Below are 26,244 nucleotides of genomic sequence, written 5' to 3' on the forward strand. Positions count from 1 at the left end.
ATCTTTTTTTAAAAAAATTATTTTAAATTAAAACCTGCCTTTGAAGTCGCGTCAATTAAAGCCGTTTCTGCCTGCTTAAGTAGCTCAGAAGTTAGGGTCTGGGCCTCATCGGCAAGTGTCGCACGAATAGTTACAAATTTCTTATTTTCATTGGAGAAAATGTCTAAAATTTGCACTTCTTTCAGCTCTTTAAGCTTCACTTTTTTGCATGCTCCAAGAACCTCAGAAGCTAATGTTTCTGGGGACGCAACTACAGTCCAATCAAATGTAGAAGATGGGAATTTGCTAAGTGGTTTATATTTAGTTTTATCTTTTGCTGAGAAATTCTCAAACATAGATAGATCAAAAAGGCAGATACACACGTGTCCTTTCACTTTAAGAGCGCGAAGAACCATTGGGTGTACAGAGAAAACAGCTCCTACAAACTTCCCCATCACTCTGATGTTTTGGAATTCGAAAGGATGATTCCCAATCCACTCTGTAGGAACAAGCGGGTTAGAAAACTTTGCGTTTCTCTCAACGAATTCAGCAGAAAGATTAAGAGAAGAAAGAAGATTGTTAACGACGTTAATCATATCTACGTATGGATTCTTTTCTTTATCAGCGAAAACAGCGCCTAGTTGTAGAGCTTCTTTCGCAAATGATTTTTGGTCTTCTGTATAAGAGCGCCCTAGCTCGAAGAAACGGAAACGATCGAAGTTCTTCGCGTTTGTTTCACACACTTCCAGTAAGTTTGGGATTAGGCTTGGTCTCATTAAGTTGTGATCTACTGAAAGCGAGTTTACCAGCTTTAGAGATGTAGACGCTGGCCATGAAACTTTCTTTAGAAGAGACTCTCCAATAAGCGGGTATGACATTGTTTCGAAAGCTTTCGCTTGAAGCACCATGAACTCGCGCACACGGCGCTGAACCTTTTGCATTTCAGTTAATTTCACTGGAGCAATGATATCTAGCGGACTTCCTGGAGTGATGTTGTCGTAACCGATAATACGGCCCACTTCTTCAATCAGGTCAGCTTCTTGTTCGATGTCTTTTGTCGAGCGGTAGCTTGGGATTGTGACTAAGAATTTATCGCCTTGTTTTGTCGTTTCGAAATCAAGGTGAGAAAAAATATTAAGCAGACGCTCTTCAGTCAAATCAAACCCCAGGACTGTTTTAATTTTCTTAAGAGTTGTCTCGATTTTAAGAACCGGAATGCTGTTTAAATCAATCCCAGCGTATTCTGCTTTCCCCACAACCTCTGCTCCCGGGCAAAGCTCCAGGATCATTTCTACAGTTCTTAGAAGCGTTCTTTCTGTAAGCTTTGAGTCCAGAGTTTTCTCGAAACGTTGAGAAGAGTCTGAACGAAGCCCCAGGCGAGTCGATGTACGGCGAACCATGGCCGGTTTCCAGTTAGCGACTTCGATAAAAATGTTTTTTGTTTTTTCACTTACACCTGAATTTAGACCACCCATGATTCCGGCAAGAACCAGAGGGCCATTTGAATCAGAAATCACTGTATCACCAGCGATTAGTTTTCTGTCGACTTCATCAAGTGTTTTGAAAGTTGTTTCACCTGCTAGTTTTTTAATCACAACTTCGCCACCAGCGATCAGGTCGCGGTCGAAGATGTGCAGAGGCATACCAAGCTCCAGCATCACGTAGTTTGAAACATCCACGATGTTGTTGATGGAGCGAAGACCTGTGGCCTTCAGGCGGTTTTTAAGCCACTCAGGAGACTCGCCCACTGTCACGTTTTTCATTGAAAGACCAAAGTATGAGATCCCGGCACTTTCACCGTCAAAACGGACACCAATTGGCGATTTTTCACTAGTGTATTTTTTCTTTAGGTTGTCACTCCACTCTTTTGTGAAGCGGTTTTTTAAAGGAATATCAAAAATCGTTGAGAACTCGCGGGCCATCCCGAAATGTCCCCAAAGATCTGGTCTGTGAGTCAGTGACTTGTTGTCGATATCCAGGATGGTGTCCTTTTTCATCTTGAAATACGTCAGCATGTTTACCCCTAATGGAGCATCTGCCGGTAGTTCCATGATTCCTTCTGACTCTTCCGCGAATCCTAGTTCTTCTTCAGAACAAAGCATTCCTTCAGAAAGAACGCCGCGGATCTTTTTTGGCTCTAGTAAAAGGCCATTTGGAAGTTTAACCCCGATTGAAGCGTAAGGGATTTTGATTCCCACTTTTACGTTGCTTGCTCCACAGACAACTTTTCTCACATCGTTGTTGCCGATAGTGAAAGTGACCAGGTTAAGCTTGTCGGCTTCAGGGTGTTTTTCGAATGATAAAATTTCAGCGATAACGATTTTTTCAAGGTGCTCGCCTACAGTTTGCACGTCTTCAACTTCGGCAGTTGCCAGCGTGAATTTAGAATAGATGTCCTTGCTTGAAACATTTGGGACATCAGTGAAATCGCGAATCCAGTCTAGAGAAATTAACATATGTTTTCCTTACAAAATTAGAATAATTTAAATTGAGAGTTGAAACGAAGATCCCCACTTTGCAGGTGGCGGATGTCATCGATTCCGTATCTCATCATGACTAGACGATCTAGCCCCAGACCAAAAGCGAATCCGTTGTATTCGTTTGGATCAATTCCTCCGGCCTTTAAAACGTTCGGGTGAATCATTCCACATGGAAGAAGCTCTACCCATCCGATTTGCTTACAAACTGAACAGCCCTTTCCTTCACAGATAAGGCATCTGATATCCAGCTCAAATCCAGGTTCTACGAATGGGAAAAATCCCGGGCGCAGACGGACTTCAACGTCTTTTTTGAAGATTTCTTTTAGGATGGTCTTCATGAAATAAATCAGGTTCGCCACCGAAATGTCTTTTCCAACCATCATCCCTTCAAGCTGCGTGAACACCATTTCGTGAGAAGCATCTGTTCTCTCTGAACGGAATACCACTCCCGGAGCGATGAATCTAAAAGGCGGCTTTCTTGAAAGCATCCCGCGCACCTGAATATTTGATGTGTGAGTTCTTAGTAAATATTTTTTTGTATCAGCAGGAGTTGTATGCGGGTCGTGGAACCAGAAAGTATCCTGCATATCGCGGGCAGGGTGATCTGCCGGAATGTTTAGAGCTTCAAAGTTGTGGAATTCATCTTCGATGTGTGGGCCATCTAAAACATCAAACCCCATTGAAAGGAAGATGTCTTCAATTTCCTGCTGGATGATTGTTCTTGGGTGGAAGCCACCACTCTTTATTGTTTTTACCTGAATGTTGTCAGTTAAAGAAATATCGATTCTATCTTCAGCTAATTTTTTATTGATCTCTTCAACTTCGATTTTTGAAAGCTGAAGGTTACACTGATCGTTGATAAAATCTTTAAGTTCGTTAGCTCTTGGTCCGAAAGTTTTTCTTTCTTCCGGGTTCATATCTTTGAGCGATTTAAGCATTTCAGAAACAACGCCGGTCTTTCCAACGAATTCTGATTTTAAATTGAGAATGTCTGCTTCTTTTGTAAGTGGGGCAAGCTTGGCAAGAAAGTCTTGTTTCGCTTTTTCTAGATCGTGGGCCATGAATTTTTACCTTTGATGTAAGAGGGTCGTTTTAAAGGCAAAATTTTTCCATGACGCCGCGAATTTGGCAAGGCATGCAGCTTAAAAGACAAAATAAAAAAGGGCGAGAAACTCTAGTCTCGCCCTTCTATAAAAAATTGAATTTTTTTAAATTTTAAAGTTTTTAGTCTAACAACTTTTAATTAAGGCCTTTCACTCAAGGACCTTTGTCTCTCGTCATCTGGCCAGTCCTCCTGAGGTGCTTGCCCGATCATCAATGAATGTCGGTTTAGAAAGCTAGAAAACGATTGAACGTCGTTACGGACCCAAAAACTCCTCCCAAAGACCTAACACCTTCTTCCAGCTAAATGTGCTCGCCACACACCGCCGACCCGTTCGTCTAACGAAGAAAGCCGTCTTTACCGTTTCGGCAACCTAAAAAACCATCAAGCACCATGATAATGCCCCTAAGGTCTTAAGCTTTGCTCTGATCCCCTTTCGAAAATCATCGCCCTTTTCCACGGGTTTATCCTAAAGACCCATACAGCCTAAGGACAGGTCTAATCTAACGCCTTGAATCATTTTTGTCAAGTAATTTTTACACGATTTTTTAGTGGCGGATTTTGGCCTTGATTTGATCGTAGAACTCTTTGAGTTCTTTAAGATCAACAGTGGCCGTGCCTTTTTTCCCAACGACAACGCCGGAAGCACAGTTCCCAATCCAGGCCGCTTCTTCGAGTGTAGCGCCTGCTAAAAGTGCCGATGTTAAAGCACTGATGGCCGTGTCTCCTGCCCCTGATACGTCGAAAACTTCGTTGGCCACAGTAGGAATCACTGTAAGCTCTCCGCCATTTTTTACGTCCATCAAGGCCATCCCGTCTCCACCAAGAGTGATGACGAGTTTATCGACTTCTAGTTTTTCAACCAGGATTTTTGCCATTTGTTCGACTTTCTTTTCTTTGTAACCAAGGCTCTCAACCATGGCGCGGGCCTCAGCTAAGTTTGGTTTTAAAAGATTGGCGCCTTTATAAAAAAGCGGAGGTGTTGATCTTCCCGGATCAACAGCAACTAACTTTCCTTTGCTCTTAAATTCAGCAATCAGGTGGGCAATAACATTTTTTGTCAGCGTCCCTTTAGCATAGTCTTCAATGATGACGGCCGAGTGAGTTTTTGAGAATTCATCAAAACGGCTCATTAATTTTTTTTCAGTGGCCTCATCAACATACTCGCTCGATTCGTAATCGATACGGCAAATTTGTTGAGTGTTTGTTGTCACGCGCTCTTTAAAGATCGTCGGGCGACCTGAGCTTCTGACGATTCCCCAAGTATTAAGTTTTTCGTCTTCTAGAAGAGTATCGAACACAGCTGCATTCGTGTCTTCTCCAACTACACCACAAAGAGTTGATTGAACCCCAAGCGTTTTTAAGTTGTGTGAGATGTTGGCTGCAAGACCAAGCTTTAGCCATTCTTTGGTTACTTCTAACACAGGCACTGGTGCCTCTGGAGAGATTCTTTTAACTTCTCCAAAAGTGTATTTATCAATCCCTACGTCTCCGACAACGATGATGGGAGAAAGAGCATTAAATTTTTGGGTGATTTCGTTAAAGCGTTCAAGAGTGATTAAATTTTTCATTATAATTCCATAATCGCTGTGGCCTGCTTGACCACATCTTCAACTTCAATTTTCCTCATACATTCAAAGTATGGGCACGCCCTTTCAGCGCATTTTTTAACTTCCCCGCAAATAACATCGGGTACTAAGATTCTGGTCTTTTCAGAATTCTTTGACAATGGCCCCCAACGAAGGGCCGATTGAATTTTAATTGGCGAGTATAACCCCACAACCGGCACACCTAAAACGGCCGCGATGTGAGTTGTCCCGGTACTCGGTCCGACAAACAGAGACGCCTGACTCAGGATGCTCATGTAATGGCGAAGACCTTTTTTAACACCGTTAAAATAATAAATGCGGTTTTGCAGTGATTCGTTTTCTTTTTGATCCAGGATTTCGCGCATGCCTTTTACATACAGGTCATCACTTGGTGTAAACGAAATCACAAACAGAAATTTTTCTGGAAATTTTTGTTCCAGTTTTAAAACCAGACGCCCGTAATTTCTTGGCGACCAATTTAGTGTATGGCCAGTCATTCCCGGGTGGATAAAAACCATTTTAAGTCCGGTGGTTTTTCCCTCGGCCTCAAGGTCTTTATAAAAGTCCAGCATCCCCTCTCGCTTTTCGTCTTCACTCATCGAGATTTCCGGAGCGTACTTTTCCTTGTCTTGGTAATTGTAATCAATGCCCATTGGCGCCAGGAGATTTAAGTTGTACTCCATCTCATGCATGGTCACCATTGAGCGCTTCTGGCGAACACCTTTGTTCAAAAACAAATAAGTGTGCCATCTCGACTTTAATCCACCTCTAAAAGGAATCATTAAAAGCCAGGCGACAAAATTCGGCAGATAACCACCGCCCACAAAAAAATAATGAGTTGGTTTTACTTCACGGAAGATCTTTAAGATCTCATTGATCTTGATGTAAAAGCGGGCATTGCGATGATAAATTTTATAAGCGTCAACGTAAGGGTGATCTTTAAATACATCTGCCGTTTTGGCGGAAATGATAAAAACAACTTTCGCATTTGGATGTTTGTCTTTAATCATTTTCGCCATGGACATCGTGAGAATTGAATCGCCGATGGCATCTGATCTATTGATCAATACGTTCATGTGCTAGAACCCAGAGAAAACCCCAAGTGGGCCGCTCTAAACTTCACTTCATTAGATAGGATATTGATGATGTTATTGATGTCGAGTTCTGTTGTATCAAGCAACATAGCATCGTCAGCTTTTTTTAACGGCGCAACCACGCGGTTCATATCTGTTTCGTCGCGCTTTCTTACGTCGTCTTTAATCTGTTCAAGGGTAACGGAGTTATCTCCGCTTTGCTGAAGTTGCTTAAGCCTTCTTTCTGCTCTGATATCAACTGAAGCAGTGATAAAGAACTTGCAGAATGAATTCGGGAAAACCACTGTTCCGATATCACGGCCTTCCATCACACAAACTTTATTCATCGCCAGTGAGCGCTGGAAATCCAGAAGGTATTTTCTCACTGAAGGAAGTTGAGAGATGATTGAGGCCAGTTTTGAAACATGGTGCTCGCGGATTTTTTCAGTCAGGTCTACATCGTTGATGCGAATAAGACATGTCGATGAAACACCGTAATCCATTTTGATAGAATTTAAAAAATGAGTTAAGCCTACGCCTTCAACCAGTTCAATCTTTTGTTGATCAGCATAGAATCCCAGTGCGCGAAACATGGCACCAGTGTCGATATAAAGTACGCCTAGGGCGCGGGCAAGTTCCTTCGCAACTGTAGACTTTCCAGAACCAGAAGGTCCATCAATCGCAATGATCTTTGCAAACTCGTTATTTTGAGACATAGGGTTAATCGTCCAAGTGAAAATTTCAATCGTATAAATCTAGCAGACCGGCGTAATAAAAAAAGACGCTATGAACTAGTTGTAAGGAATTAAAAGAGATTATATTAGTGCGAAGAAGCCGTAAGAGTCTCTGAAGTAGAGTTGCTGAAGAGATCTACGATCTTCTCTTCAAGCTTTAAACCTTGCTCAGAATACACGTACGTTCCCTCGTATGGATGAGGACGATTTTTAATTGTAGCAGAGAAATTCTGCGCTAAAGTCACGTAACGGTCTTTAACTTTAACTAGATACGAGAAGTTGTTTACATCTAAACTTTTTTCTTCAAGACGGTTTCTTAGTTTTTGTGGCCCGATGTTATACGCAACTGTCGCAAAACGATAGTTCATGCGGAAGTTCTGAAGTAACTTTTTTAAATAAAAAACACCGACTTCAATATTTTCTTCCGGGTGATAAAGATTTTTTGCCACCTGATCTTCTGTTAAATTTTTTTGCATTAATTGATAAAGATGTTGGGCCGTGTCTGGTTTGATCTGCATTAAACCGCGTGCATTTTTCGGGCTTAGGGCATCAAGTTTAAAATTACTCTCCACCATAATGATGGAAATAATCCAAAACGGGTCCATTTGGTATTCAACAGAGAAGTTAAGCACTGAACCAATATAAGGCTTCAGTCCTTTTTGCATCTCAGGGTTTAGTGATGTCAGGATAAGTTCTTCAAATTCTGCTTTTGAAAGTTCACCCGCGCGCTTAAGCGGTAAAGATGGGTCAAAGGCCTGGTGAAGACCTTCGTAAGAGTAACTCTGAGGTGCTACTGCCGGAAGTGGTCCGTAAGTAATGTGCCCCTGGGCCTCTAATTCTTTTAATCTGTTTTCAGCAATCACACCCGAAAGTCCCCAAAGACCTCCAAGGATAAGGGTCATGCCTACCACGCCTAAAAATTTCATGAAGAGATCTTTATCCAAAAGGTCCAACTCCCGTCTAGACAATAGATGTCATCCTAAATTTTTTTCACTGATGTGCATAATCAATAATTTCTTCCCTTTATGAGAGGGCCTGTCCTATAATTAAGGTCTTAGTTTTTTATCACAAAGGCCAACAAATGAGTTCTTCCCTAAACTTTAATCGTTTGAAAAATGCAAAATCACTTTATTTGAGACAACATCAGGACAATCCTATCCATTGGTGGACCTATGGACCTGAGGCCCTGGAGTACGCTCAAAAAAACAATAAACCGATCTTTTTATCGATTGGGTATTCGTCATGCCACTGGTGCCACGTTATGGCCCATGAGTCTTTCTCTAATGATGAAGTCGCAAAATTCTTAAATGATAACTTCGTCGCTATTAAAGTAGACCGCGAAGAATTTCCAGACATCGACAACTACTACCAGAAGGCCGCACAGCTTTTTGGAAGCTCTGGCGGATGGCCGCTATCAGCGTTTTTAATGCCGGACACGCGTCCTTTTTATGTGGGGACATACTATCCACTCACTTCTAAGGACAACGCTCCTAACTTCCCTGCTTTAATCATGGAACTTAAGCGCGCTTACGATCATGAAAAAGAACAAGTCGAAAAAAATGCTGTTCAAGTAACAGAAGCGATTAAAAAAGGATCTATTCCTCCGGGAGACGTGCAGTTTGAGGGGCACTTCCCTCACCCAAATGGGATTTTAGAAGCGGTTAAAGAATTCCGCGATACAACCTGGGGTGGATACGGAGCAGCTCCGAAGTTCCCAACTTTTGCTTATTATGAATGGGCCCTGGAGCAAATGCTTGAAGGGATGATCGCCAAAGAGCACGGCGAATTTATCGTCAACTCTCTTGAGCGCATGCTGATGGGTGGAATAAACGACCACGCTCGCGGTGGAGTTCACCGTTATTCAACGGATGAAAAATGGTTAGTGCCTCACTTTGAAAAAATGCTTTATGACCAGGCGGGATTCTTAAGAACGATGACTAAGTTAAGCTTAGTTTATCCTTCTCCACTGGTCTTCGATACACTGATCAACACGCTTGATTATTTAGAGCAAGAAATGCTTTCAGATGACGTCAATGGACTTCGCCATTTCTTCTCGGCCCAAGACGCCGACAGTGAAGGAGTTGAAGGGCTTTACTTCACATTCACGGAAGAAGAGTTTGAAGACCTGCTCAATAGAAATGACGATGAAGAAGAAACGCTTGCTAAAAATATGGACTCCATCAAAAAGTGGTTCCAGATTTCTTCGAAAGGAAACTTTGAGCACAACCTGAATGTTGTTTCATTAAATCCTGAATTAAAAGAAGAGTTCTACCAACAGCAAAACTGGGACATCATTAGAAAAGTAAGACGTGCAGTCCTTAACGAAAGAAAAGACCGCATGCCGCCAGCAACTGACAACAAAGGTGTCGCTAGCTGGAACTTTATGCTGATTTCAGCTCTAGTTGATGTGGTTCAATACTCGCAAATTGACGTTATCAAGCGCATGGCCTCAAACCTGATCAATACAACGATTGAAGGAGTCTTTAAAACGTTCTTAACAAACGCTGAAGGCGGCATGAAGATGAGACACACAACAACTGTGGAGTTCTCTCATCCTTACCTTGAAGACTTCGTCTTCTTTGCTGAATCACAACTAAGACTGTATGAGATTTCATCAAATGAAGTTTTCAAGCAAAACTTCCAGGATGCTATGAACTTTATTTCAAAAGAGTTCTTAAACGGCGACCAAATGAGAACGAGAGCAAAATTATCAGAGCACTTTGAACTGTATCCAAACCAGGACTACAACTACTTCGATGCCTCTTTTAAATCTCCAGTGGCCACTTACATTCAATTAATGAGAAGAGCTGCTGTTTTATTCTCTGATCGCGATTACCTGGATACGATGCTGGCACTAAAAGACTCTGTCACTCACACGGTTTTAAAAGTGAACCCGGTTTCAGCTGGTGAATCACTGCGCGCGCTTACTTATCCAGTAGAAGCAATGCGAGTGATGAAGCTTCCAAAATCGTGGGCGCAAAGAGAAGATTACTTAAAATTTATCCCATTCTTCCTTCCGCGCTTTGTCCTTGATTACCACAATGGCGAAAACGGAAAAGAGATGTTTGAAATCTGCACGATGAATGCGTGTGAACTTAAAGGCGATGGTTTCGAAGAGTTTGTAAAAGTTCTGACTCCGGGAGAGCCGTCGTAATGAGTGCTTTTAAACCTCTTAAAGGAATGAAAATTGTCGACCTAAGCCACAGGCTTCCAGGTCCTCTGTGTGGAAAAATTCTGACAGATTTAGGTGCTGACGTCGTAAAAATTGAAGACCACGTTTTCCAGGACCCTTTTCTCTCAGGACTCTTTGCTAAATTCGATTCAAGTTTTGTTTCCTGGTATGAGAATTTAAACCGCGGAAAAAAAATCGAGCGCTTTGATTTTAACTCGAGCGCTGATCAGGAAAAAATCCATCAGTTAGTGGTGAATGCCGATGCTGTGATTGTCGGGATTCCTCCAAAGACGAGAGAGAAGCTAAGAATCAGTGATAGTGATTTAACATTAAAAAAACCAATGGTCGTCATTGAACTTCTTGCCAGCGCAACTGAAAAGAAATCAATGCACGATCTCAATGCCATGGCGATGACTGGTCTCTTATCTCTCTACGTGGCAGGACAAAAAGAAAAAATTATCGATCCTCCTTTTTTACCGATCGCTGGAATCAGCTTTGGGCACAAGGGAGCGACAGATCTTTTAGCGGCCTATATCCAGGCGACAAAAGAAAACAAAACTCAATTCGTAAAAACATACCTCGATCAAGTAACTGAAGAAGTCCTGGGGATCTTCTGGCCAGAGGCCGACAGAAAGCTTGGAAGAAACAGATTCCTGCACAATGGAGTCTATCCTTGTTACTCGCTTTACCAGACAAAGGATCACAAATACGTGGCCCTCGCTGCTGTTGAAGAAAAATTCTGGCAGAGGTTCTGTGAAGTTTTTAAGGTTGAGACCTCGCTGGATCGCTTCCACCACGAAGACCAGGCCCTCTTCAACCTGATTGCTGAACATCTTGGGCAATACACTCAAAAAGAAATTGAAAAAATGATCGAGAGTGAAGACTTATGCCTTTCGGTTATTAAATAACCCCCAACCTTACACTTAAACTCTGGGCCGGACTCATTCTGGCCCCAGATTTAGAGTGGCCCCACCCCATCCATGACAAAACGGATCAAAACAGTCCCCTTTGACACCAAAACCGAGAAAAGTTGAGCATTTTAGTTGGCATGAATCCTGTATTACCTCTTGTCAGAATAACGATCAAGGATTGGATCGAATTAATCAGGAGGTCATTTATGAAGGGACTCATTCTATTAGCATTATGTTTTCTGTCACTTGGAGCTCACGCTTCACTAGATCTTAAGGCGCAGGACGTTATCGCAATTAAGACGCACACAGGAAAAACTTTTCGCAATTTAAGCTTGCATGAGAGCTCTAAAGTGCTAGAATCACTAGAGGCTGGCGAGAACATCGAGCTTCGCGAAGAAATCATCTACCCTGAAGAAGTTTCAGAGGTGGTAGTGGGCAAATTGACAAAGGCCAGAATTACTGAGAAAAGACCGAATCCAAAGGATTATAATTAATTTTTAGGGCGCCAACCCTAAAATCCTCCGAAAGGATAGTGTTTGTTGTTGTGTGAAGGGCCCGCGAAAGCGGGCTTTTTATTTTTAAGCGGATACTTTTCTTTTTGCTATCACTCTTAGAAGATCACATTCCTGATTTCCATTCTCAAAACTAAGACCCCTTCCAATCATAAAATACACGATCTGAAAGTCATGTTTTAAAATTTCCTCTTCTAATTCTCGCGCCGTCGGGATGAATTTCATTGGGAAACTCACACTGTTATGGGCCGGCTGAACCATCATCTCTGCACAGAAAATCCCTTCTTCAGTTAGGGCATCGTGGATATTTTTAAAAGCACTCACTCTCGCCGCTCTATTGTCTATGCAATGAAGACAGTGAGAATCAAAAATCACATCAAACTTTTCTCCCTCAAGGGCGTCAGGAAAAGTGATATCGAGATTTTTATACTCAATAGGAGAACCCAGCGCCTTTGCGCGCTCGATGGCCACTGAGGAAAAATCGATGGCCGTCACTCTTTCTCTGGGAAGTGAGACCTCTTCAAAAAGTGAACGAGTCCCCGATCCCAGCTCCAGAATACGGGCCTTTTCTGGCATTCTTTCTTTCACACATGTGCGAAAGAAGTCCAGCAGGCTTCTGGTCACAGGAGGATTGCCGCCAGTAGAATAATAGCGGTTAAATTCTTCCAACGAACTCAAATCTGTCATCTCTTGAAAATGAGGCCGGTGAATTTCCTAATTCTCCATCAGGAACCTGGCCTTTGAAATACTTACTCCAATAGTCGTAATGTTTTTTATAACTGATTGGTGCTGTGATTGTTTTTTTCGTAAGGAAATGATCCAGGAATTTAGCAATGAATTCTGAGCAGTAAAGATACTCGACTCCATTCGCATTAAAATTGTTCCAGATGTATTTTGAATCAAAAGGAGCGTTTTTAAATTTCTCGTTGAACACATCAAGCATCACTTTTTCTAAAAGAGCGCGCTTTTCTTTCGTAAGATTTTTAAGTTCTTTAGGTCTATAAACGTGAACGAATGTTCCCGGCGTAATATTTTTTGTGAATTCAGCAAAAGAGAAATGATCCAGTCTTCCCAGGGATTGAGCGATGCGGGTGCGGCCCTCTTCATCGACAACCACGACTCCAGAATGAGAAAAGAGAGACTCAGTCTCAGATTCAATCATTCGGCACTCATAACAGTTAAGCGACAAGAGCACGACGTCTCCGGCCTTAAGGTCCGAAGCAGTCAGGGCATGAGCACTTAGTGAGACTACAAAAAGAAGTCCAAAAATTATTGTTTTCATGAGCGCACCCTAACATAAACCCTTTCAAATTGCCTACTTTTTAAGTCGACAATGATTTTTGATGACCCCGATTATCCTATTAAAATTTAAGGCCCGGAAGGCTTTAGACCGAAAAGATAAATGGTGAAAACAATTAAACCCTATAATAGAAATATGATGAAACTTGGTTGTTTACTTATCGCATTTTCTCTCTTTGCCCAAAGTGTATCTCTGGCCATGGATGATGCTAGCGCTGATAAGTATATCGCCGATCAACAAGCGGCGTGTGCCAAAAACACATCAATGGAATGGAATACAACCCTCAATCGTTGCGTAGGAAAAGCAGCGGCCAGAGAGACTCGCAATGAGGCCAAAGACTGTGGTGCCTTAAAAGATGCTGCCGCTAAAGAAAAATGTCACCTGGCCAGCGTAGAAAAAAAGACAGGGCTCTCTTCAGATGCTTCAAAACTTAATCAAGGAAACACTACTGGCTCAATGGTGATGAACGGTGCGGCCGCAGCTTATGCTGTTAGCAGCTTGATTATGGAAAATGGTTTTGAGTTAAAAGGGAGTTCTTGCACATCAAAAAATATCCTGGGAGTTACGGCCGCGGCAGGACTGGCGAGCGATCTTTACCTGAAGAAAAAAGCAAAAGATAAAGTAAAAGCTCTTGAAGGAAAATATAAACTTGAAACGACGACTAATGGTTATCAAGGGCAAGTAAAGGCCTTCGAGTATTTAAAAGAAGAACAACAGACAGTTGTGGAAATTGCCAAGCTAGAAAAAAAGCGCAACATGCTTTTAACAGCTGGGTACGCCCTTGCTGCTGGTTTTGCGGCCTATGAACTTATCTGGCCGGCAAAGAGTCCGGATTGTTCGAAACCAGCAGAAGAAGGAGCTGAAGAAGGCAAAACAAAGGTCTCACAACCTGCCACGGCACCGGTAAAAGAAGCTCCGGCCGTCAATCCGCCTCAGATAAGAACTTAGAGATAAATATGAAGAAACAAGGGCTGCTGACATTTTTATTTTTAACTCTCTTTGCTTTGCAAGCGGGATTAACTCCAGTGCAAGCTGCTGATGCAGCTAGTGCCAGCGGTTTTGACTATAAAAAAATCCTAGGGAGTTCGGCCGGAGTTCTGATCGTTTCTGGTATCGGGACAATCTATTCTGGAATCCTTTATAAGAATGCTGATAAACAAGAAAAAGAATCGCAGGAAAATATCAAAAAGATTGATAAGATGATTGCGACTTTTAAAGACTCATACGCTAATCACTGCCCTAATGGCAGGGACTCAATCACTGAGCCGCAGTGTTACTGTTATACTGAAGCAGGAAAACAAAACACTAATCGCACAAACTCACAAACATGTATTGATTTATGGGCCAAGGACACTTACCTGCTTGCCGGAGACTCTTCTGGTTATGCCAACGAAGCCTATACTGCCGACGTGGCCGGATGTATCCTGATTAATGGTCAGTTTGATGAAAACTGTAAATGTAAAAAGCTCATCGATGCAAAAGGAAACAACGCTTGTAAAAAAGAGACGACGGTGTCTATTCCTACAGAAACAGCGACCGCTGGTTTTGCCACTTCGACAGGCCTAAAAGATTTATTAGCAACCACTTCAAACGCTGCTAATGGTAATCCTTATTTAAATGGTCTGGACTCAGCTTCCCTGGCCAATAAGGCCCTTAATGCCAGAAGCTTCAGTGATCAGATGATCTCTAAAATCGATACCTCAAAAGTGGGAGATATTCCAAAAATCACTGAAGAAAATGTTGGAAGATTAGCGAAGGCCACATTTGGAGAAGGAAATATCAACAAAGCTGCAAACTCACGATCGATGGCCTCAAATATCGCATCTTCTAGAAGTGAAAACTCTGCAGTTGAAAGCCTGCTCAAACAAGCACAAGCAAAAGTTGGGATCGAAGTCTCTGGCGGAAAAGGTCTTGCGAACGGCAAGTCTGAGAAAAAAAAGAATTCTCTCAACCTAAATTTTGCTGAAGCTTCTCCGGGTGGAAATGGACAAATGGTTCAGAATTTTGCTGATGAGAGTGATAAAAACTACAAATACAAAAACAGTGATATCGTCACCGATAATACCGCCTCTATTTTTGAGATCATCTCAAATCGTTATGTACAGTCAGGCTTAAAAAGACTTTTTGATGAAGAAAAGAACTAAGGCTCTTTGAATTCTTCAAGCCCCAGAGCATGTAGCCACTCTGCACTTGGTGAAATAAGTTTTCGTTGAGCAAGATCCATCATTCCAACAGAAAGAGTTAATGTCGAAGCGACTTTGCCATCTTCCTTAATCATCTTTTGATCGAGAATCATGACAAATTTGTTTCTCATTTCCGGACGGGCCTGAGAGACGATTTTAATTTTCTCGCGGTTTTTTAATTCCGCTTTAAAAGTAAGGTTTAGGTCTAAGAGCACAGGGCCCACTTTGGTCTCCAGGATCTCTTTTAAACCAAGTTTATTCTTAGTAATGAAATCCCAACGGGCCTCTTCATATAACTCCAAATAAACGGCATTATTAACGTGTCCGAAGGTATCAAGGTGTTGTTCTAAAATAGTTAATTCATATTCGTAAATTGGGTTGGCCATAAATAATTTTCACTCTCAAATGTGCCCCAATAATCGGGCAACTCTTCTGTCATTCTTATGCCCTACTTTAATAGAATTTCCATCACATTCCAAGGAGTTACTTCGAGATTACTACAACTTGACCAATAAACTCAAGAAACTACACGGGTTAGCCGAGAAGTAGACGTATAATTTCTCTATCGACCAAAAAAATATTGGGTGATTTTATGAAAACAATTCTTTTAACTGCACTTCTGGCCGGCCTGAGTTTTTCTGTTTATGCAGCAGATGAAAGTGGTGCTGCCTGTTCAGAAACTGAAGCTCCTGCGTTTCACGCAGCCTCTGAAGGAAAGAACTTTCCGGGTTCAGCCTCATTAAATGAATGTGAAGATTTAAGCCGTAGTCATATCCGTCAGCTCTATAGCAAAGAAGGTTCGCGCAGTAAGTTTCAATGGGAGCCATACGTAAAGTATGCTTGCTGTAAGGAAAAAAAGTCTGATCCAAAATGTATTGAAAAGAAAACAGAGATCGCAAAACGTTGTGAATCTATCGCCTACCTAATCGGTGTTTACGGACGCGACTGGAATGACCAGGAACAAATTATGGCGTCTGAAAGTTCTGGAGGAAGTGCGGATGCAGCGAAAGCGGCCACTCAAAAAAATGCATCGGCCTCTCAAATCTCTGCTTCTGCAGCTACCATTAAATGTAAATCAGCAGGTATTGAAACTCTGGACTACGATGCTTGTAAAAAATTTCAGGTCACATTGGATCTTTTAGAAGGCGTCACTCAAGTTGGATATGCGACTCAAGAGTTAGTGTACAAAGATAAAATGACTGATTCTCAGTTAAAGTACGCGAATGAAGAAAATGCAGCGACAGGTGCCTTAAAAGCACAAGGTGAATCGCTTTCAATGCAACAAGATATGTACAATCAAAGAATGGCCGTAGACTCTGGTAAACTGGCCTATCTTTACTCGATCTATACTGATTTCCCAAAAACAGATGATATCGTTGGAAAATGTAGCTCTATTGGCTCTAAAGGTGTTGATATCGGTGTAACTTCTAAAGACTGTACTGAGGCCGCAAGAGTTCAGGCCAATGGATTTAAAATTGTAATGAACCAATCCCAAAGAGATGCGATGAGAAGTAAACTGATTGCTATCGCTACAAGTGCGGGAGCAAACGGGCTTCTTGCCAGCCTTCTGGGAAAACGTGCTGATGATGTCAACAATGCCATCGCTAAGATCGATGCTTACAAGCCGATTGACCCATTCACTGTTTCTGAAGATGAAGCGATGACAACTTTCTGTAAGCAAAACCCAGGACTCGCTCAGTGTTTAACTGGTGGTCTTGAAAGAACGTTTGATACAATGAATGACAACATCATCACTTTTGGTGATGGTGGAACAGGAACAGTTTATTCAAATACAAACTCAGGAATCAATTCATCTGGATCAACAGGAACTGAAGGCGGGACAACGTCATCGAGTGTTACTCCTGTTGGTAGCATTATCGCAGCAGCAAACAAAGACAACAGCATCGAAGCTTCTACAGCAGCGAAAGTCACTGAAGGTGGCGCAGGCTCAACTGGTGGCGGAGGCGGTGGTGGTGTCGGCGGTGGCGGAGGCGGCGGTGGTAGCGGCCCAGGATCACAAGCTGGATCTCAAGGTGGTGTAGCTGCTGCTGTTCAAGGGAAAACCCCTTCTTACGGTGGTGGTAGTGGATCTATCTCAGTCATGGGAGGATTCGGTATCAACAAGAAAAAAGCAGAAGAAAAAGATGGTGAAAACCCGTTTGGAAAACTCTTCGGAAAAGACGCTCCTAAAGGGACTGGTGTAGTCAACTTCCGCGATATCGCCTCAGTGGGTAAAAAGGGAGATAATCTCTTCGATATGATTTCTAAGCGTTATACAAGTGTGGCCGCTGATAAACGCCTGATCGAATACGAAATGGCAAAATAAAACACAGCTAACCACTTTAAAGTAAGAAAATAAAAGAATTAATACACAGTCATAATGGCCCTATAGTAGAAATTATAGGGCACTTTCTTTCAATCCGCCGAATTTCATTGAAAAAGAAAATCTGATTATCATAAAATATTCTTAAGAGAGAACTGCTCAAGATGAGCGGCTTCTTTTCGCTCAAATACCTCGCATATCAAGGAAGATTGCATGGAAACGACCAACACCCTACTGCTTGCAGAATTTTTCACCGCTACCGGCTACCTGGATCGACTGCTTTTTGCTTTCACAGAGCTAGAAAGACTTCATTATGGTCCTCGTGGTAAAAACCAAATTCAAAAACTTTTAAACGACACCAGCGTGTTTTTTACCCGCGAGTTTAAAGAGTTTGAAATGACTGCAACAACCGTAGAATGGCCGCAGTTTAAAAACCAAATCAGAAGCTACCACAACTTCATCGAAAGCGTGATCAAGATGCCTTTTAAGAGCGCTCGTATGGAAACAATGGTCGTGGGATATATCAACCTGCTTTACCGCAACAGTTTTGAAATCCATAACTTTGTGATTGAAACAACAAACCTGGACGTGCAGTTTCCGCGCTTAGGACTCATTCAGGAAGAAAATATTCCAACGATCACTCAGGCCGAAGAAAGTAACCGTGCTCCTCTCTTCTTCCTCGACGAAGCACGACTTCATGAACTGGCAGAAGAAAACACAAAGAAAAACTCTCAGCTGGTTTTCCTACAAATGAGACGTGAAGAAAAATACGACTACTATCTTCACAAAGGACACTACTTCATTGCTCAAAAAAACTATGAAGAAGCTAAAGCGAATTTCTACCGCGCAAGAAACTACAAAGAAACGGCAGAAGTGCTTACACTACTGGCATGGAGCTACTCACTGCTTGATGATAGAACTCAAGCGAAAGCGTACTGCTTAAAAGCGGTGCAATTAGATTCACAATACGGCCCTGCTTATAACGATTTTGGAAACTACATCCTGGCCGAAGGTCAGGTGGAAGAAAGTCTTCGCTGGTTTGAGCTCGCTAAACGCGCTCACAACTACCAAAACCGCGAGTATCCATACATCAATGCAGGAAGAGCTTATGTGCTTTTAAAAGATTTTGACCAGGCCCTAACAGAGTTCTCTCTTGCGCTAACGATTGCACCTCACCACCATGAGTTGCATGAAACAGTGGCAAAACTTAAAAACAGCCTGGAAAAAAACAAACCAACTTTTACCGAAGGGAGAGGGCCTAGTCCCCTGAACTCATAATGACTGTTGAACGAAGCGAATTTGATTTATTTTTAAAGACTCTCTTAAAACCAGAACTCTTTGACGACTACTGTCCCAATGGACTGCAGATAGAAGGAAAAACAGGACTTAAAAAAGTCCTGTTTGCCGTTTCGGCCACCCGAGAATCAGCAGAGTACGCCGAAAAAATCAAAGCTGACGCTCTCGTTGTTCATCACGGACTCTTTTGGAAATTCCACGGCACCAGAACTCTGACCGGCCCTTTTTATAAGAGAGTCGCCCCCCTATTAAAAAATGATATCAATCTTTTTGGTTACCACCTTCCTCTGGATGCTCACCCTGAAGTGGGAAATGCAAAAAGCCTGGCCGCACTTCTTGAAATGAGCGAGCTTCAGCCTTTTGGAAATTATAAGGGGGCCTTCACTGGTATTAGTGGTGCCTTGCCTACTGAAATCAGCGGAAGTGAATTAAAAAGTATTTTAGAAAAGAAACTCTCTCACTCTGTTCTTTACTCAAATCCAAGTGACGCTAAAAAGATCAAACGCATCGGTATCATTACCGGTGGAGCAAACTCTGAATGGCGTGAGGCCCACAAAATGGGGCTTGATGCCTATATCACTGGAGAAATGAGTGAACACGACTATCATGAATCGCGCGAAAGCGGCATTCACATGTTTGCCGGCGGTCATCACGCAACGGAAAAATTTGGGATTCAATCGCTCATGAAAAGAATCCAGGAAACTTACCCTGGGCTTTCATGCGAGTATATGGATTCGGAAAATCCGGCCTAGTTTTTTACTTTTAAAGAAAGAGTTAAAACGAATTTTGCCACTTCTTCAGTTGGATTAATACTTGGGACAACGGCCTTAATTTCCACTGGGAAATTCATGCGCTCGCCGCTTTTAATCACATCAGCAACAAACTGTTTAATCTCCGGGATCTGAGTCACGATAAAATGCACGTCGCCTTCAGCGCGCTTTAGGAAATCTGCTTTGAAATCTTTAAACGACAGGGCCACTTTCTTTTTAGAAGCGGTGATTTCATTCATCGCCACTAGCCCACCGGCGATATCTGCACCTGTGCAGAGAACTCCAAAATACATCGAGTTTAAGTGGTTTTTTGTTCGTCTATTAAGGGGGATCTTGATGATACATTCTTTGTCATTTAAAGTGACTACACTTGGAGAAACCCAGAAAATAAGTGGCACTTTCATCAAACCAAAAAGACGAACAAACATCGTGTCCTGGTATTTTTTAGGTACATTATTTTTTAGAATTTCCTGAAGCATATTAAATTCCTTTTTTAATTTCTAATGTTCTTTTATAGGCCGCTGTAAAAGCTCCACCCATGATATTTTCCAGGTTGTTTTTTTCTAAAATCTGCAGCGCTTCGAAAGTCACTCCTTTTTTAGAAGTCACTTGCTCGCGAAGAGTTTCAAAACTCACTCCCTCTGAAATCGCACTTTCCATAAGTTTAGCAGAACCTAAAAAAGTTTGGGCGATAATTTCACGGGCCTCAGGGTTACTTCCGGCAATGGCCGTCAGGTGTTTTTCAAAAAGGCGGGCGTATTCAAAAATAAGTGCCGGGCCTGAACCACTAAAGGCGGTAATGGCATCAAGTTCGGCTTCGCTCTTCATGGTAAAAAGTTTACCTAAAGCTCGCAGGTAATCTTTAAACTCACCTGTCTCAAAACCTGCGTAAAAAAGATTGGCCCCCATTCCTAAACTCGATGGAGTGTTAGGCATTAGACGGGCAATGTTTTTGACTTGGAATTTTTTTTCTAAAGTATCAATCCCCGTTCCAGCTAAGACCGAAAGGATTTTGGCATTTTCATTAAACTGGAAAGTGAACTCTGAAAGAGATTGTGGCTTAAAACCCAGGACGTACCAGTCCAAATCTTTTGGCATATCCACCAAAAAGCTCACAAAGTGGCCTCCGGTTTTGTCGGCCAGCTGCTGCGCCTTGGTTTTTGAAGGAGTAAAAAAATACATCTCAACACCAGGATGGTTTTTCTTAAAACCTTCCGCTAGTGCTGCTCCCATATTTCCACAACCAAAAAAACCAATGCGCATAGTATACCTCTTAAATTTCCAGATCCAGCGGAGCTCCGTGCCTCATAGTATTGACGGCAAGAGATCGTACCCATACGTAGTTTAGGGCCTGGTGATAAAAATCTGATGCTTTTAAATGATCATTAACAGTTAAGATCAGTTTCATGCGTTCGTCATGTTTAGCATCGTTCAGGAAATCCCCAATGTGCAGATGGTATTCATCCATTGGCCCATCGTAGATGATCACTGAAAGTTTTGGGTCATTAATTGATTTTGCCAACTCAGAAGTTTTAGCAAAATACACTTCCAGGTTTTCTTTTGAGAAGCCTGCTTCAATCAAAGTGTCTCTTAAATTCATCCACCACTGGAACGACTGACGGTTACGGCAAGCAACCGCAAGACCTGTCCCCGAGATTAAACTCGAAAAAACTTGGATCAGTGTTTTTAACTCAGGTCTATCTGTCACAGAAACAACCAAAGCGTGCTCAGTGCTTAAGCGGTAATCGTTATAACTTAACTGGCCTGGGATCACGCGGTTTTTGTGTTCTTTTTCCACGAAGCCCACGTAATTTTTTGAAAGCCATTTCTTATAATCGCGAAGCGCTTCTTTATAATTGCTGTAGATTCCCTGGTAGTGAGTTTCAAAGCTTGATGTAAAGACATCAAGGAATTTCTCCATTCTCGCTAAACGCGACTCAGCTGTTAGGCGAGAAGGTTTTTTTAGAGTGACTGGAGAATCATGCCCTTCTTCCACGCCCAGTTTGACTTCAGTTGCCGCAGCAATTGTCTGATCCTGAGTCTGGTGAAGACTTAGAATATAGTGGCGTCCGCCGGCCTTAGGCCCTGTCCCAGAAAGTTTAAATCCACCAAATGGTTCAATGGCAACACGGGCACCAGTGATAGTGCGGTTGATGTAAAGGTTTCCTGATTCAAGTTTTGTCAGAAGGTAATCGATATCGTTTTGCGACTGAGAGAAAATCCCCCCAGTTAAAGCGTAATCAGTGCTGTTAAATAATCGGGCAGCATCATCAAGAGTGTCAAAACCAATAATGTGAACCACTGGCCCAAAAAGCTCTCTTTGAGCAAAACTTTCTTTATCTAAAGCGCGCTTATATGGAAGCTCAATCACTACCGGACCAACACAGTAACCTGGAAGGTTGTCGTTAGAGCGGTCAATAACAACTGATCCACCAAAGTTAGTGGCCTCATTAGAAGCTTCTCTCACCGACTGGCGAAGGCGTTTTTGGTCAAAGGCCGTAATCACCGGGTTTACTGTCGTATCAAACTTAAACGACTCTCCTACTTTTAAATCAGAAGCAGCAGCGCGAAGTCTTTCAATCAGTTTATCTTTTAGAGAGTTGTGAACGATAACACGTGAACAAGCTGAACACTTTTGTCCAGCGTGACCAAAAGCGGAGTACAGAATTCCAGAAACTGTTTCATCCAGCTCGGCATTCTGAGTAACAATAACCGCATTTTTTCCACCCATTTCTGTGATGGCCTTAACTGGGTAAGACTTATTCGTTAACTTATTTTTATAAAGTCTCTTTCTTGTCACACCGGCGATGTATGTCCCAACGGCTTTTGAACCAGTGAAAACAATAGTTGATGTTCTTTCGTCTTTAACTAAGAAGTCACCAACTGTTTCCCCCTCACCTGGAAGGTGAATAAGAACATCTTTAGGCACTCCTGAAGCGTGAAGAATATCAACCAGAAGCTGAGTGATAAGTGGAGTCTGCTCAGCTGATTTTAGGATAACAGTGTTACCACAAACCAGTGAACTCACCACCATCCCACATGGGATAGCTAGAGGGAAGTTCCACGGAGAAATAACCACAGCAGGACCGCGGCTTGAAAGATCAGTCAGGTTTCTTTGTAAGTAAGCTTCAGTTCTTGCGTAGAAATTTAAGAAGTCGATAGCTTCATCAACGTCTGCCAGAGCTTCACCAACAGACTTCCCTGCTTCGTAAACGATCAGAGCAGACAGCTCATTTCTTTTTGCCAGCATGTAGCTTGCAGCTTTGACCAGTGTCGCTGTTCTAAACGGCCATTTTGAATTGGCCCATGAACCTTCGTTATAAGAGCGGTCAACTGTTTCAATCGCAGCTTTTGCATCTTCAAGGTTAGCAAAACGGATGCGTCCAACCAGGATGTCCGGGTTTGAACTCGCTTTGATTTCTACCCAGTCACCTTTTAGGTCAAAACCGTTGTGATAGTCCTTTCCAAGAGATTTTTCTTCAAACGACGTCAGTGCTTTTTCCATCCACGCTCTTTCATCATCAAGATACAGGCGAAGTGGAGACACGTTGAAGAATTCGTCTTCTAGTTTTGACACTGATTGATCGCGGGCAATTGTTCCCGCTTTTTTCTTTTCTTCGTGAATCGCGTACGGCGACTGAAGAGTTAAGTGCTTTTTGTGAGAACGCATGATGGTTAAAACCCCTACTTGCGAAGAGTTTTCCATAATACGTCTTACCAGGTAGGCCATCCCAACAAGTAAGCTTCCCACTGGAACGTAGTTTCTTGTCGCCCATCCCATCTTTGCCAATGCCGTTGAAAGAGCTTCATAAGTCATGTGTAGACACTGGTGCTCAATTTCTCCCACTTGTGGGTAAAGAAGTTCTTTAGCTGCTTCAGCAAACCCGTGGTCAGAAAAGTTGTGTGAGGCCAGGGCCAGTTTTAAGTGCGGGTGAGATTCTAAAATTTTAAGAATAAGCTGTCTGAAGTGAATATCAGTTTCTTCTTTGTTTAAGAATTGAGGAGCATTAAAACTGTGGGCATCCCCTTCAACTGTTTCAGCATCCCAGTAAGCTCCTTTTACCAGACGAACCGGCATTGGAAGCCCTCTTTCTTTTGCTAGGGCGATAATCTCTTTTAAGTGTTGGTACCCGTCACGCAGGTAGGCCTGAATAACGATACCAGTTGATTTGTAATCTCTTAGTTCCGCTGTCTCTAAAAGAACGCGGCGGTAGATTTTAAAAACCACATCGCGGTAGTGATAGTGTTCGGCATCGATATTGATGAAGACATCTTCTGCTTTTGCCGCAAGCAGGATTTCTTTAAGTCTTGGAGCAACCAGGTCATAAGTGTAATCGAAGGCCTGAGGTTTAAAGTCAGAACATAGGGCCGACACTTTAATTGAAACGTGAGCGCGGTTAATCCCGGCAACGTTCATTTCACCTTTTTTAACGTGAAGAGAAAATCCTCTTACAAGTTTTAAAACTTCGTCTTTATAGTGGTCTGCTTCTCTTTCTGAAACAACAAGCTCTCCTAGTTGATCGAGAGTTACATCTCTTCCTGTTTCACTTAAGGCGCGCAAAGAGCGGTCTGCTTTTTCAATGCTCTCGCCGGCGATAAAACGCTTGGCCATAAGTTTAACGGCGCTTCTAATAATCGAAGCAAGCGGCCAGGCTGGCATGATTTTGGCCAGGTAATAAAAAGCTTTAATCCCAAGAGTGTAAGTTGAAGGAAGAGCTCTCTCTTGTCCTTTTTTCTTAGCACGTCTGGCCTTTCTGTTGTCTTTTAGGAAGCGAGAAAGTGCTTCAATCAGGATGCGTTTAACTTCCCCCCCTCTTTTATCGTGGTCTAGAGAAGGAAGAATCGCCAGGAATTTTAATAAGTGAATGCGCAGAAGTGCGTACTGAGCTGTTAGCCCTAAACCGAAGTCTGAAACATCTTCAAAAAGAGTCGGACGGTATTCGTTTAAGAAGCTAAGAAGCTTTTTTACGATCTGAGCAGATCTCTCTTCAATCGCCTGGTATTTTGGGTCATTTAATAAATCAGGAAGCCCTTCAACACTGATAAGGTTTTCCACCACTGTCGGGAAGTTCTTTGCCTGTAGTGAAGCGGCAAGCTCCGTGTGCACTCTTAGGTCTTTAACCTGAGGAATGTTTAAATCCAGGATCTCACTTTGTTGTAGAATAAAGAGTTCCTGAGAAAGCTTTGGAGTGTAAAAGCGCACTTCTTTTCTGTCGTAGTAAAAACCAACCAGGAAAGGAGTTGACCTAAACACCATCTGCGCTCTGAAGTTTTGCTTCAGGTTCGTTAAGTACGGCGTCAGCACTAATGCGATGTCGGCATGTAGCGTATGATCTTTTTCAACGATAATGTTGCTGAACTCTTTGTAGTAAATAATCTTCCAGTTTGCTCCAGAAAACGCATGGTCGACACTCTGGATTGTAACTAAAAAATCCTCTGGCACTAAAGGCATAAATAAAGCTCCGTAAGGGGATGAAATTTTTAAAAATTTAAGTGCCACAAAGGTATCTTAAAAGCCTCGTTAAGACCACCATTTTTGGAGTTTGACTAATAGCATTTCCCTCCCTAAAATTTGGTTATGATGTCACTATTAACCCTGCTGCTGGCCCATTCATTTGCTCACGGACAAAGCACTACCCTTTACACGCTAAAGGACCTCTCTGCGCTCGAGCAGGAAAAGAACTTCGAAGAATTTCTGGCCCACGTTAATGACATCCGCCCAAGCGAGCGCATGAAGCTCTGGAAAGACATGTACCAGTCCATGGCCATGGAAATGGTCGACTACAAGCTTAAAACCCGCGATTTCAGCTTAAAGAGTTTTAAACAAATCGAAGACATTGGACGCTCAAGCGCTCTGGCCAACGACGAATTCTTTCAATTAAAGCGCGCTCTTTATGCTAAGAAGTTTTTTAGCGAATGCTACTCTCAGGCTTCAGAGCAAAAAAAAGAGACTGCAAAAGACGCCATTAAGGCCTGTGACACTGAACTAAACTCATTTTGGTTCTTTTCAAAAAAAGACCCAGACATTGGTTTGGAGCTGGCCGCCTTAATCGAAAAATACCCTTCTACACTTAAGACCTGGCCTTTTTACCAGCGTGCTGTAAACGACAGCATCGCCAATCTTTATTGTGAAAAGCCAGATGTCCAAAGAGCGGTCATTGGAAAACTCACTGAAGAGAGTTTTGATAAAGACTTTGACGACAACTACAAAAATCTTATTTCGCGAGTTGTCCCGGATAAATGTTTTACCAAACTTATCCCGGCCTTGCGCTTAAGCCTGCAATCAAGCATTACCAATGGTCTGCAAAAAGAGCTGGCGATGAATTTATTGTCGGCCAAGGGACTCTTAACTAAAGAAGAGGAAGATCTTTACGCTGTGATTTATCTTCTGGATGGCCCAGTAGTGGGCGATAAAATGAATCTTGCCTGGAAGCGCATTGAGGATTTGAGCTCGAGTTTTAAAAACCGTCAGAAGATCCTGGAGCAGATTAAAAACCTGCCCATTATCCCGGATAAAATCTTTAAAGACCCAAATCTACCAAGACATAAGGCCATCATTAACCTTTTTGCCAAAAATTTCCCGGAATTCCTCAACTACTATGGTGAGTCCTGTGTGGCCTACCTGGAAAATAAGAGTGAGACTTCCAGCAATATCTCTTCAAGCTTTCAATGTAACGAATTCTTAAAGACGGCCAGAGAAGTGAGAAAAACGGATAAGACTGAATGGGTTAGCGACTCGGTTGAATCTAAGTACTCTGGCCTAAGAAGGCCTTAATCCCCTCTTTATTCCCCTTAAAATCCAACTCTATTTTGTGTTTCA

General features: G+C 42.4%; 21 protein-coding genes. 9 read left to right on the plus strand and 12 right to left on the minus strand.

Annotated features, from left to right (window positions below; translation table 11 throughout):
* Nucleotides 1-17: 17 nt before the first annotated feature.
* From pheT to AC6JA8_RS10880, 6 genes are all read right to left on the minus strand, one after another.
* On the minus strand, nt 18-2,435 hold the full coding sequence (pheT, locus tag AC6JA8_RS10855) for a phenylalanine--tRNA ligase subunit beta (RefSeq protein WP_497973807.1): 2,418 nt from the start codon (nt 2,433-2,435) through the stop codon (nt 18-20).
* Nucleotides 2,436-2,452: 17 nt separating this feature from the next.
* Nucleotides 2,453-3,520, minus strand: coding sequence for a phenylalanine--tRNA ligase subunit alpha (pheS, locus tag AC6JA8_RS10860; protein ID WP_497973808.1), 1,068 nt, complete (start codon nt 3,518-3,520; stop codon nt 2,453-2,455).
* Nucleotides 3,521-4,109: 589 nt separating this feature from the next.
* Nucleotides 4,110-5,132: a bifunctional heptose 7-phosphate kinase/heptose 1-phosphate adenyltransferase gene (locus tag AC6JA8_RS10865; RefSeq protein ID WP_102243845.1), complete on the minus strand. Its 1,023-nt coding sequence runs from the start codon at nt 5,130-5,132 to the stop codon at nt 4,110-4,112.
* On the minus strand, nt 5,132-6,226 hold the full coding sequence (locus AC6JA8_RS10870; protein WP_497973809.1) for a glycosyltransferase family 9 protein: 1,095 nt from the start codon (nt 6,224-6,226) through the stop codon (nt 5,132-5,134). Before AC6JA8_RS10870 ends, AC6JA8_RS10865 begins: the two co-directional genes overlap by 1 nt.
* Nucleotides 6,223-6,939, minus strand: coding sequence for a (d)CMP kinase (cmk, locus tag AC6JA8_RS10875; RefSeq protein WP_497973810.1), 717 nt, complete (start codon nt 6,937-6,939; stop codon nt 6,223-6,225). The genes AC6JA8_RS10870 and cmk overlap by 4 nt, the downstream gene beginning before the upstream one ends.
* A gap of 104 nt (nt 6,940-7,043) precedes the next feature.
* Nucleotides 7,044-7,883 (minus strand): lytic transglycosylase domain-containing protein, encoded by an 840-nt coding sequence (locus AC6JA8_RS10880; RefSeq protein ID WP_497973811.1) that lies wholly within the window; start codon nt 7,881-7,883, stop codon nt 7,044-7,046.
* 182 nt (nt 7,884-8,065) lie between these two features.
* Here AC6JA8_RS10880 and AC6JA8_RS10885 point away from each other — a divergent pair, with 182 nt between their 5' ends.
* The 3 genes from AC6JA8_RS10885 (at nt 8,066) to AC6JA8_RS10895 (ending at nt 11,534) form a co-directional block, all read left to right on the plus strand.
* On the plus strand, nt 8,066-10,111 hold the full coding sequence (locus AC6JA8_RS10885; RefSeq protein ID WP_497973812.1) for a thioredoxin domain-containing protein: 2,046 nt from the start codon (nt 8,066-8,068) through the stop codon (nt 10,109-10,111).
* Entirely contained in the window at nt 10,111-11,037 is a 927-nt protein-coding gene (locus tag AC6JA8_RS10890; RefSeq protein ID WP_497973813.1) for a CoA transferase, read from the plus strand. The genes AC6JA8_RS10885 and AC6JA8_RS10890 overlap by 1 nt, the downstream gene beginning before the upstream one ends.
* Before the next feature lie 209 nt (nt 11,038-11,246).
* Nucleotides 11,247-11,534, plus strand: a complete 288-nt coding sequence (locus AC6JA8_RS10895; RefSeq protein WP_102243851.1) for a hypothetical protein — start codon at nt 11,247-11,249, stop codon at nt 11,532-11,534.
* An 84-nt stretch (nt 11,535-11,618) separates the two neighbouring features.
* On the opposite strand, the gene AC6JA8_RS10900 is transcribed toward AC6JA8_RS10895, so the two are convergent.
* Both AC6JA8_RS10900 and AC6JA8_RS10905 read right to left on the minus strand, forming a co-directional pair.
* A complete protein-coding gene (locus AC6JA8_RS10900) occupies nt 11,619-12,239 on the minus strand; it encodes a class I SAM-dependent methyltransferase (protein ID WP_497973814.1) in 621 nt (206 codons plus the stop codon).
* Entirely contained in the window at nt 12,208-12,834 is a 627-nt protein-coding gene (locus tag AC6JA8_RS10905) for a C40 family peptidase (protein ID WP_497973815.1), read from the minus strand. Before AC6JA8_RS10905 ends, AC6JA8_RS10900 begins: the two co-directional genes overlap by 32 nt.
* Before the next feature lie 153 nt (nt 12,835-12,987).
* Between AC6JA8_RS10905 and AC6JA8_RS10910 the strand changes: the two genes are divergently transcribed.
* Both AC6JA8_RS10910 and AC6JA8_RS10915 read left to right on the plus strand, forming a co-directional pair.
* Complete coding sequence (locus AC6JA8_RS10910; protein WP_497973816.1) at nt 12,988-13,800, plus strand: hypothetical protein; 813 nt, start codon at nt 12,988-12,990, stop codon at nt 13,798-13,800.
* 8 nt (nt 13,801-13,808) lie between these two features.
* A complete protein-coding gene (locus AC6JA8_RS10915) occupies nt 13,809-14,996 on the plus strand; it encodes a hypothetical protein (RefSeq protein ID WP_497973817.1) in 1,188 nt (395 codons plus the stop codon).
* Here the strand turns inward: AC6JA8_RS10915 and AC6JA8_RS10920 are convergent.
* Nucleotides 14,993-15,421: an acyl-CoA thioesterase gene (locus AC6JA8_RS10920; RefSeq protein ID WP_497973818.1), complete on the minus strand. Its 429-nt coding sequence runs from the start codon at nt 15,419-15,421 to the stop codon at nt 14,993-14,995. The two genes, AC6JA8_RS10915 and AC6JA8_RS10920, sit on opposite strands and share 4 nt — an antisense overlap.
* 206 nt (nt 15,422-15,627) lie before the next feature.
* Here AC6JA8_RS10920 and AC6JA8_RS10925 point away from each other — a divergent pair, with 206 nt between their 5' ends.
* The 3 genes from AC6JA8_RS10925 (at nt 15,628) to AC6JA8_RS10935 (ending at nt 19,406) form a co-directional block, all read left to right on the plus strand.
* Nucleotides 15,628-17,361: a hypothetical protein gene (locus AC6JA8_RS10925; protein WP_497973819.1), complete on the plus strand. Its 1,734-nt coding sequence runs from the start codon at nt 15,628-15,630 to the stop codon at nt 17,359-17,361.
* A gap of 210 nt (nt 17,362-17,571) precedes the next feature.
* A complete protein-coding gene (locus AC6JA8_RS10930) occupies nt 17,572-18,636 on the plus strand; it encodes a tetratricopeptide repeat protein (protein ID WP_497973820.1) in 1,065 nt (354 codons plus the stop codon).
* Nucleotides 18,636-19,406 (plus strand): Nif3-like dinuclear metal center hexameric protein, encoded by a 771-nt coding sequence (locus tag AC6JA8_RS10935; RefSeq protein WP_497973821.1) that lies wholly within the window; start codon nt 18,636-18,638, stop codon nt 19,404-19,406. Before AC6JA8_RS10930 ends, AC6JA8_RS10935 begins: the two co-directional genes overlap by 1 nt.
* Here the strand turns inward: AC6JA8_RS10935 and AC6JA8_RS10940 are convergent.
* The 3 genes from AC6JA8_RS10940 to AC6JA8_RS10950 are packed head-to-tail and all read right to left on the minus strand — an operon-like array spanning nt 19,403 to nt 24,876.
* On the minus strand, nt 19,403-19,903 hold the full coding sequence (locus AC6JA8_RS10940; RefSeq protein ID WP_497973822.1) for a PaaI family thioesterase: 501 nt from the start codon (nt 19,901-19,903) through the stop codon (nt 19,403-19,405). The genes AC6JA8_RS10935 and AC6JA8_RS10940 overlap by 4 nt on opposite strands.
* Before the next feature lies 1 nt (nt 19,904).
* Nucleotides 19,905-20,687: a pyrroline-5-carboxylate reductase family protein gene (locus tag AC6JA8_RS10945; protein ID WP_497973823.1), complete on the minus strand. Its 783-nt coding sequence runs from the start codon at nt 20,685-20,687 to the stop codon at nt 19,905-19,907.
* Between the two features lie 10 nt (nt 20,688-20,697).
* A complete protein-coding gene (locus AC6JA8_RS10950; protein WP_497973824.1) occupies nt 20,698-24,876 on the minus strand; it encodes a bifunctional proline dehydrogenase/L-glutamate gamma-semialdehyde dehydrogenase in 4,179 nt (1,392 codons plus the stop codon).
* 126 nt (nt 24,877-25,002) lie between these two features.
* On the opposite strand from AC6JA8_RS10950, the gene AC6JA8_RS10955 reads away from it, so the two are divergent.
* Nucleotides 25,003-26,199 (plus strand): hypothetical protein, encoded by a 1,197-nt coding sequence (locus tag AC6JA8_RS10955; protein ID WP_497973825.1) that lies wholly within the window; start codon nt 25,003-25,005, stop codon nt 26,197-26,199.
* The last annotated feature ends 45 nt before the right edge of the window (nt 26,200-26,244 follow it).

The organism is Bacteriovorax sp. HI3 (genome assembly GCF_059738875.1).

What these genes read in the sequence shown, in the direction of transcription:
- AC6JA8_RS10870 (WP_497973809.1), bottom strand. Translation starts at nt 6,226, where the DNA reads ATGAACGTATTGATCAATAGATCAGATGCCATCGGCGATTCAATTCTC.
- AC6JA8_RS10925 (WP_497973819.1), top strand. Translation starts at nt 15,628, where the DNA reads ATGAAAACAATTCTTTTAACTGCACTTCTGGCCGGCCTGAGTTTTTCT.
- AC6JA8_RS10950 (WP_497973824.1), bottom strand. Translation starts at nt 24,876, where the DNA reads ATGCCTTTAGTGCCAGAGGATTTTTTAGTTACAATCCAGAGTGTCGAC.
- AC6JA8_RS10880 (WP_497973811.1), bottom strand. Translation starts at nt 7,883, where the DNA reads ATGAAATTTTTAGGCGTGGTAGGCATGACCCTTATCCTTGGAGGTCTT.
- AC6JA8_RS10910 (WP_497973816.1), top strand. Translation starts at nt 12,988, where the DNA reads ATGATGAAACTTGGTTGTTTACTTATCGCATTTTCTCTCTTTGCCCAA.
- AC6JA8_RS10905 (WP_497973815.1), bottom strand. Translation starts at nt 12,834, where the DNA reads ATGAAAACAATAATTTTTGGACTTCTTTTTGTAGTCTCACTAAGTGCT.
- AC6JA8_RS10895 (WP_102243851.1), top strand. Translation starts at nt 11,247, where the DNA reads ATGAAGGGACTCATTCTATTAGCATTATGTTTTCTGTCACTTGGAGCT.
- pheT (WP_497973807.1), bottom strand. Translation starts at nt 2,435, where the DNA reads ATGTTAATTTCTCTAGACTGGATTCGCGATTTCACTGATGTCCCAAAT.
- AC6JA8_RS10890 (WP_497973813.1), top strand. Translation starts at nt 10,111, where the DNA reads ATGAGTGCTTTTAAACCTCTTAAAGGAATGAAAATTGTCGACCTAAGC.
- pheS (WP_497973808.1), bottom strand. Translation starts at nt 3,520, where the DNA reads ATGGCCCACGATCTAGAAAAAGCGAAACAAGACTTTCTTGCCAAGCTT.
- AC6JA8_RS10945 (WP_497973823.1), bottom strand. Translation starts at nt 20,687, where the DNA reads ATGCGCATTGGTTTTTTTGGTTGTGGAAATATGGGAGCAGCACTAGCG.
- AC6JA8_RS10915 (WP_497973817.1), top strand. Translation starts at nt 13,809, where the DNA reads ATGAAGAAACAAGGGCTGCTGACATTTTTATTTTTAACTCTCTTTGCT.
- AC6JA8_RS10900 (WP_497973814.1), bottom strand. Translation starts at nt 12,239, where the DNA reads ATGACAGATTTGAGTTCGTTGGAAGAATTTAACCGCTATTATTCTACT.
- AC6JA8_RS10865 (WP_102243845.1), bottom strand. Translation starts at nt 5,132, where the DNA reads ATGAAAAATTTAATCACTCTTGAACGCTTTAACGAAATCACCCAAAAA.
- AC6JA8_RS10930 (WP_497973820.1), top strand. Translation starts at nt 17,572, where the DNA reads ATGGAAACGACCAACACCCTACTGCTTGCAGAATTTTTCACCGCTACC.
- cmk (WP_497973810.1), bottom strand. Translation starts at nt 6,939, where the DNA reads ATGTCTCAAAATAACGAGTTTGCAAAGATCATTGCGATTGATGGACCT.
- AC6JA8_RS10940 (WP_497973822.1), bottom strand. Translation starts at nt 19,903, where the DNA reads ATGCTTCAGGAAATTCTAAAAAATAATGTACCTAAAAAATACCAGGAC.
- AC6JA8_RS10935 (WP_497973821.1), top strand. Translation starts at nt 18,636, where the DNA reads ATGACTGTTGAACGAAGCGAATTTGATTTATTTTTAAAGACTCTCTTA.
- AC6JA8_RS10955 (WP_497973825.1), top strand. Translation starts at nt 25,003, where the DNA reads ATGATGTCACTATTAACCCTGCTGCTGGCCCATTCATTTGCTCACGGA.
- AC6JA8_RS10920 (WP_497973818.1), bottom strand. Translation starts at nt 15,421, where the DNA reads ATGGCCAACCCAATTTACGAATATGAATTAACTATTTTAGAACAACAC.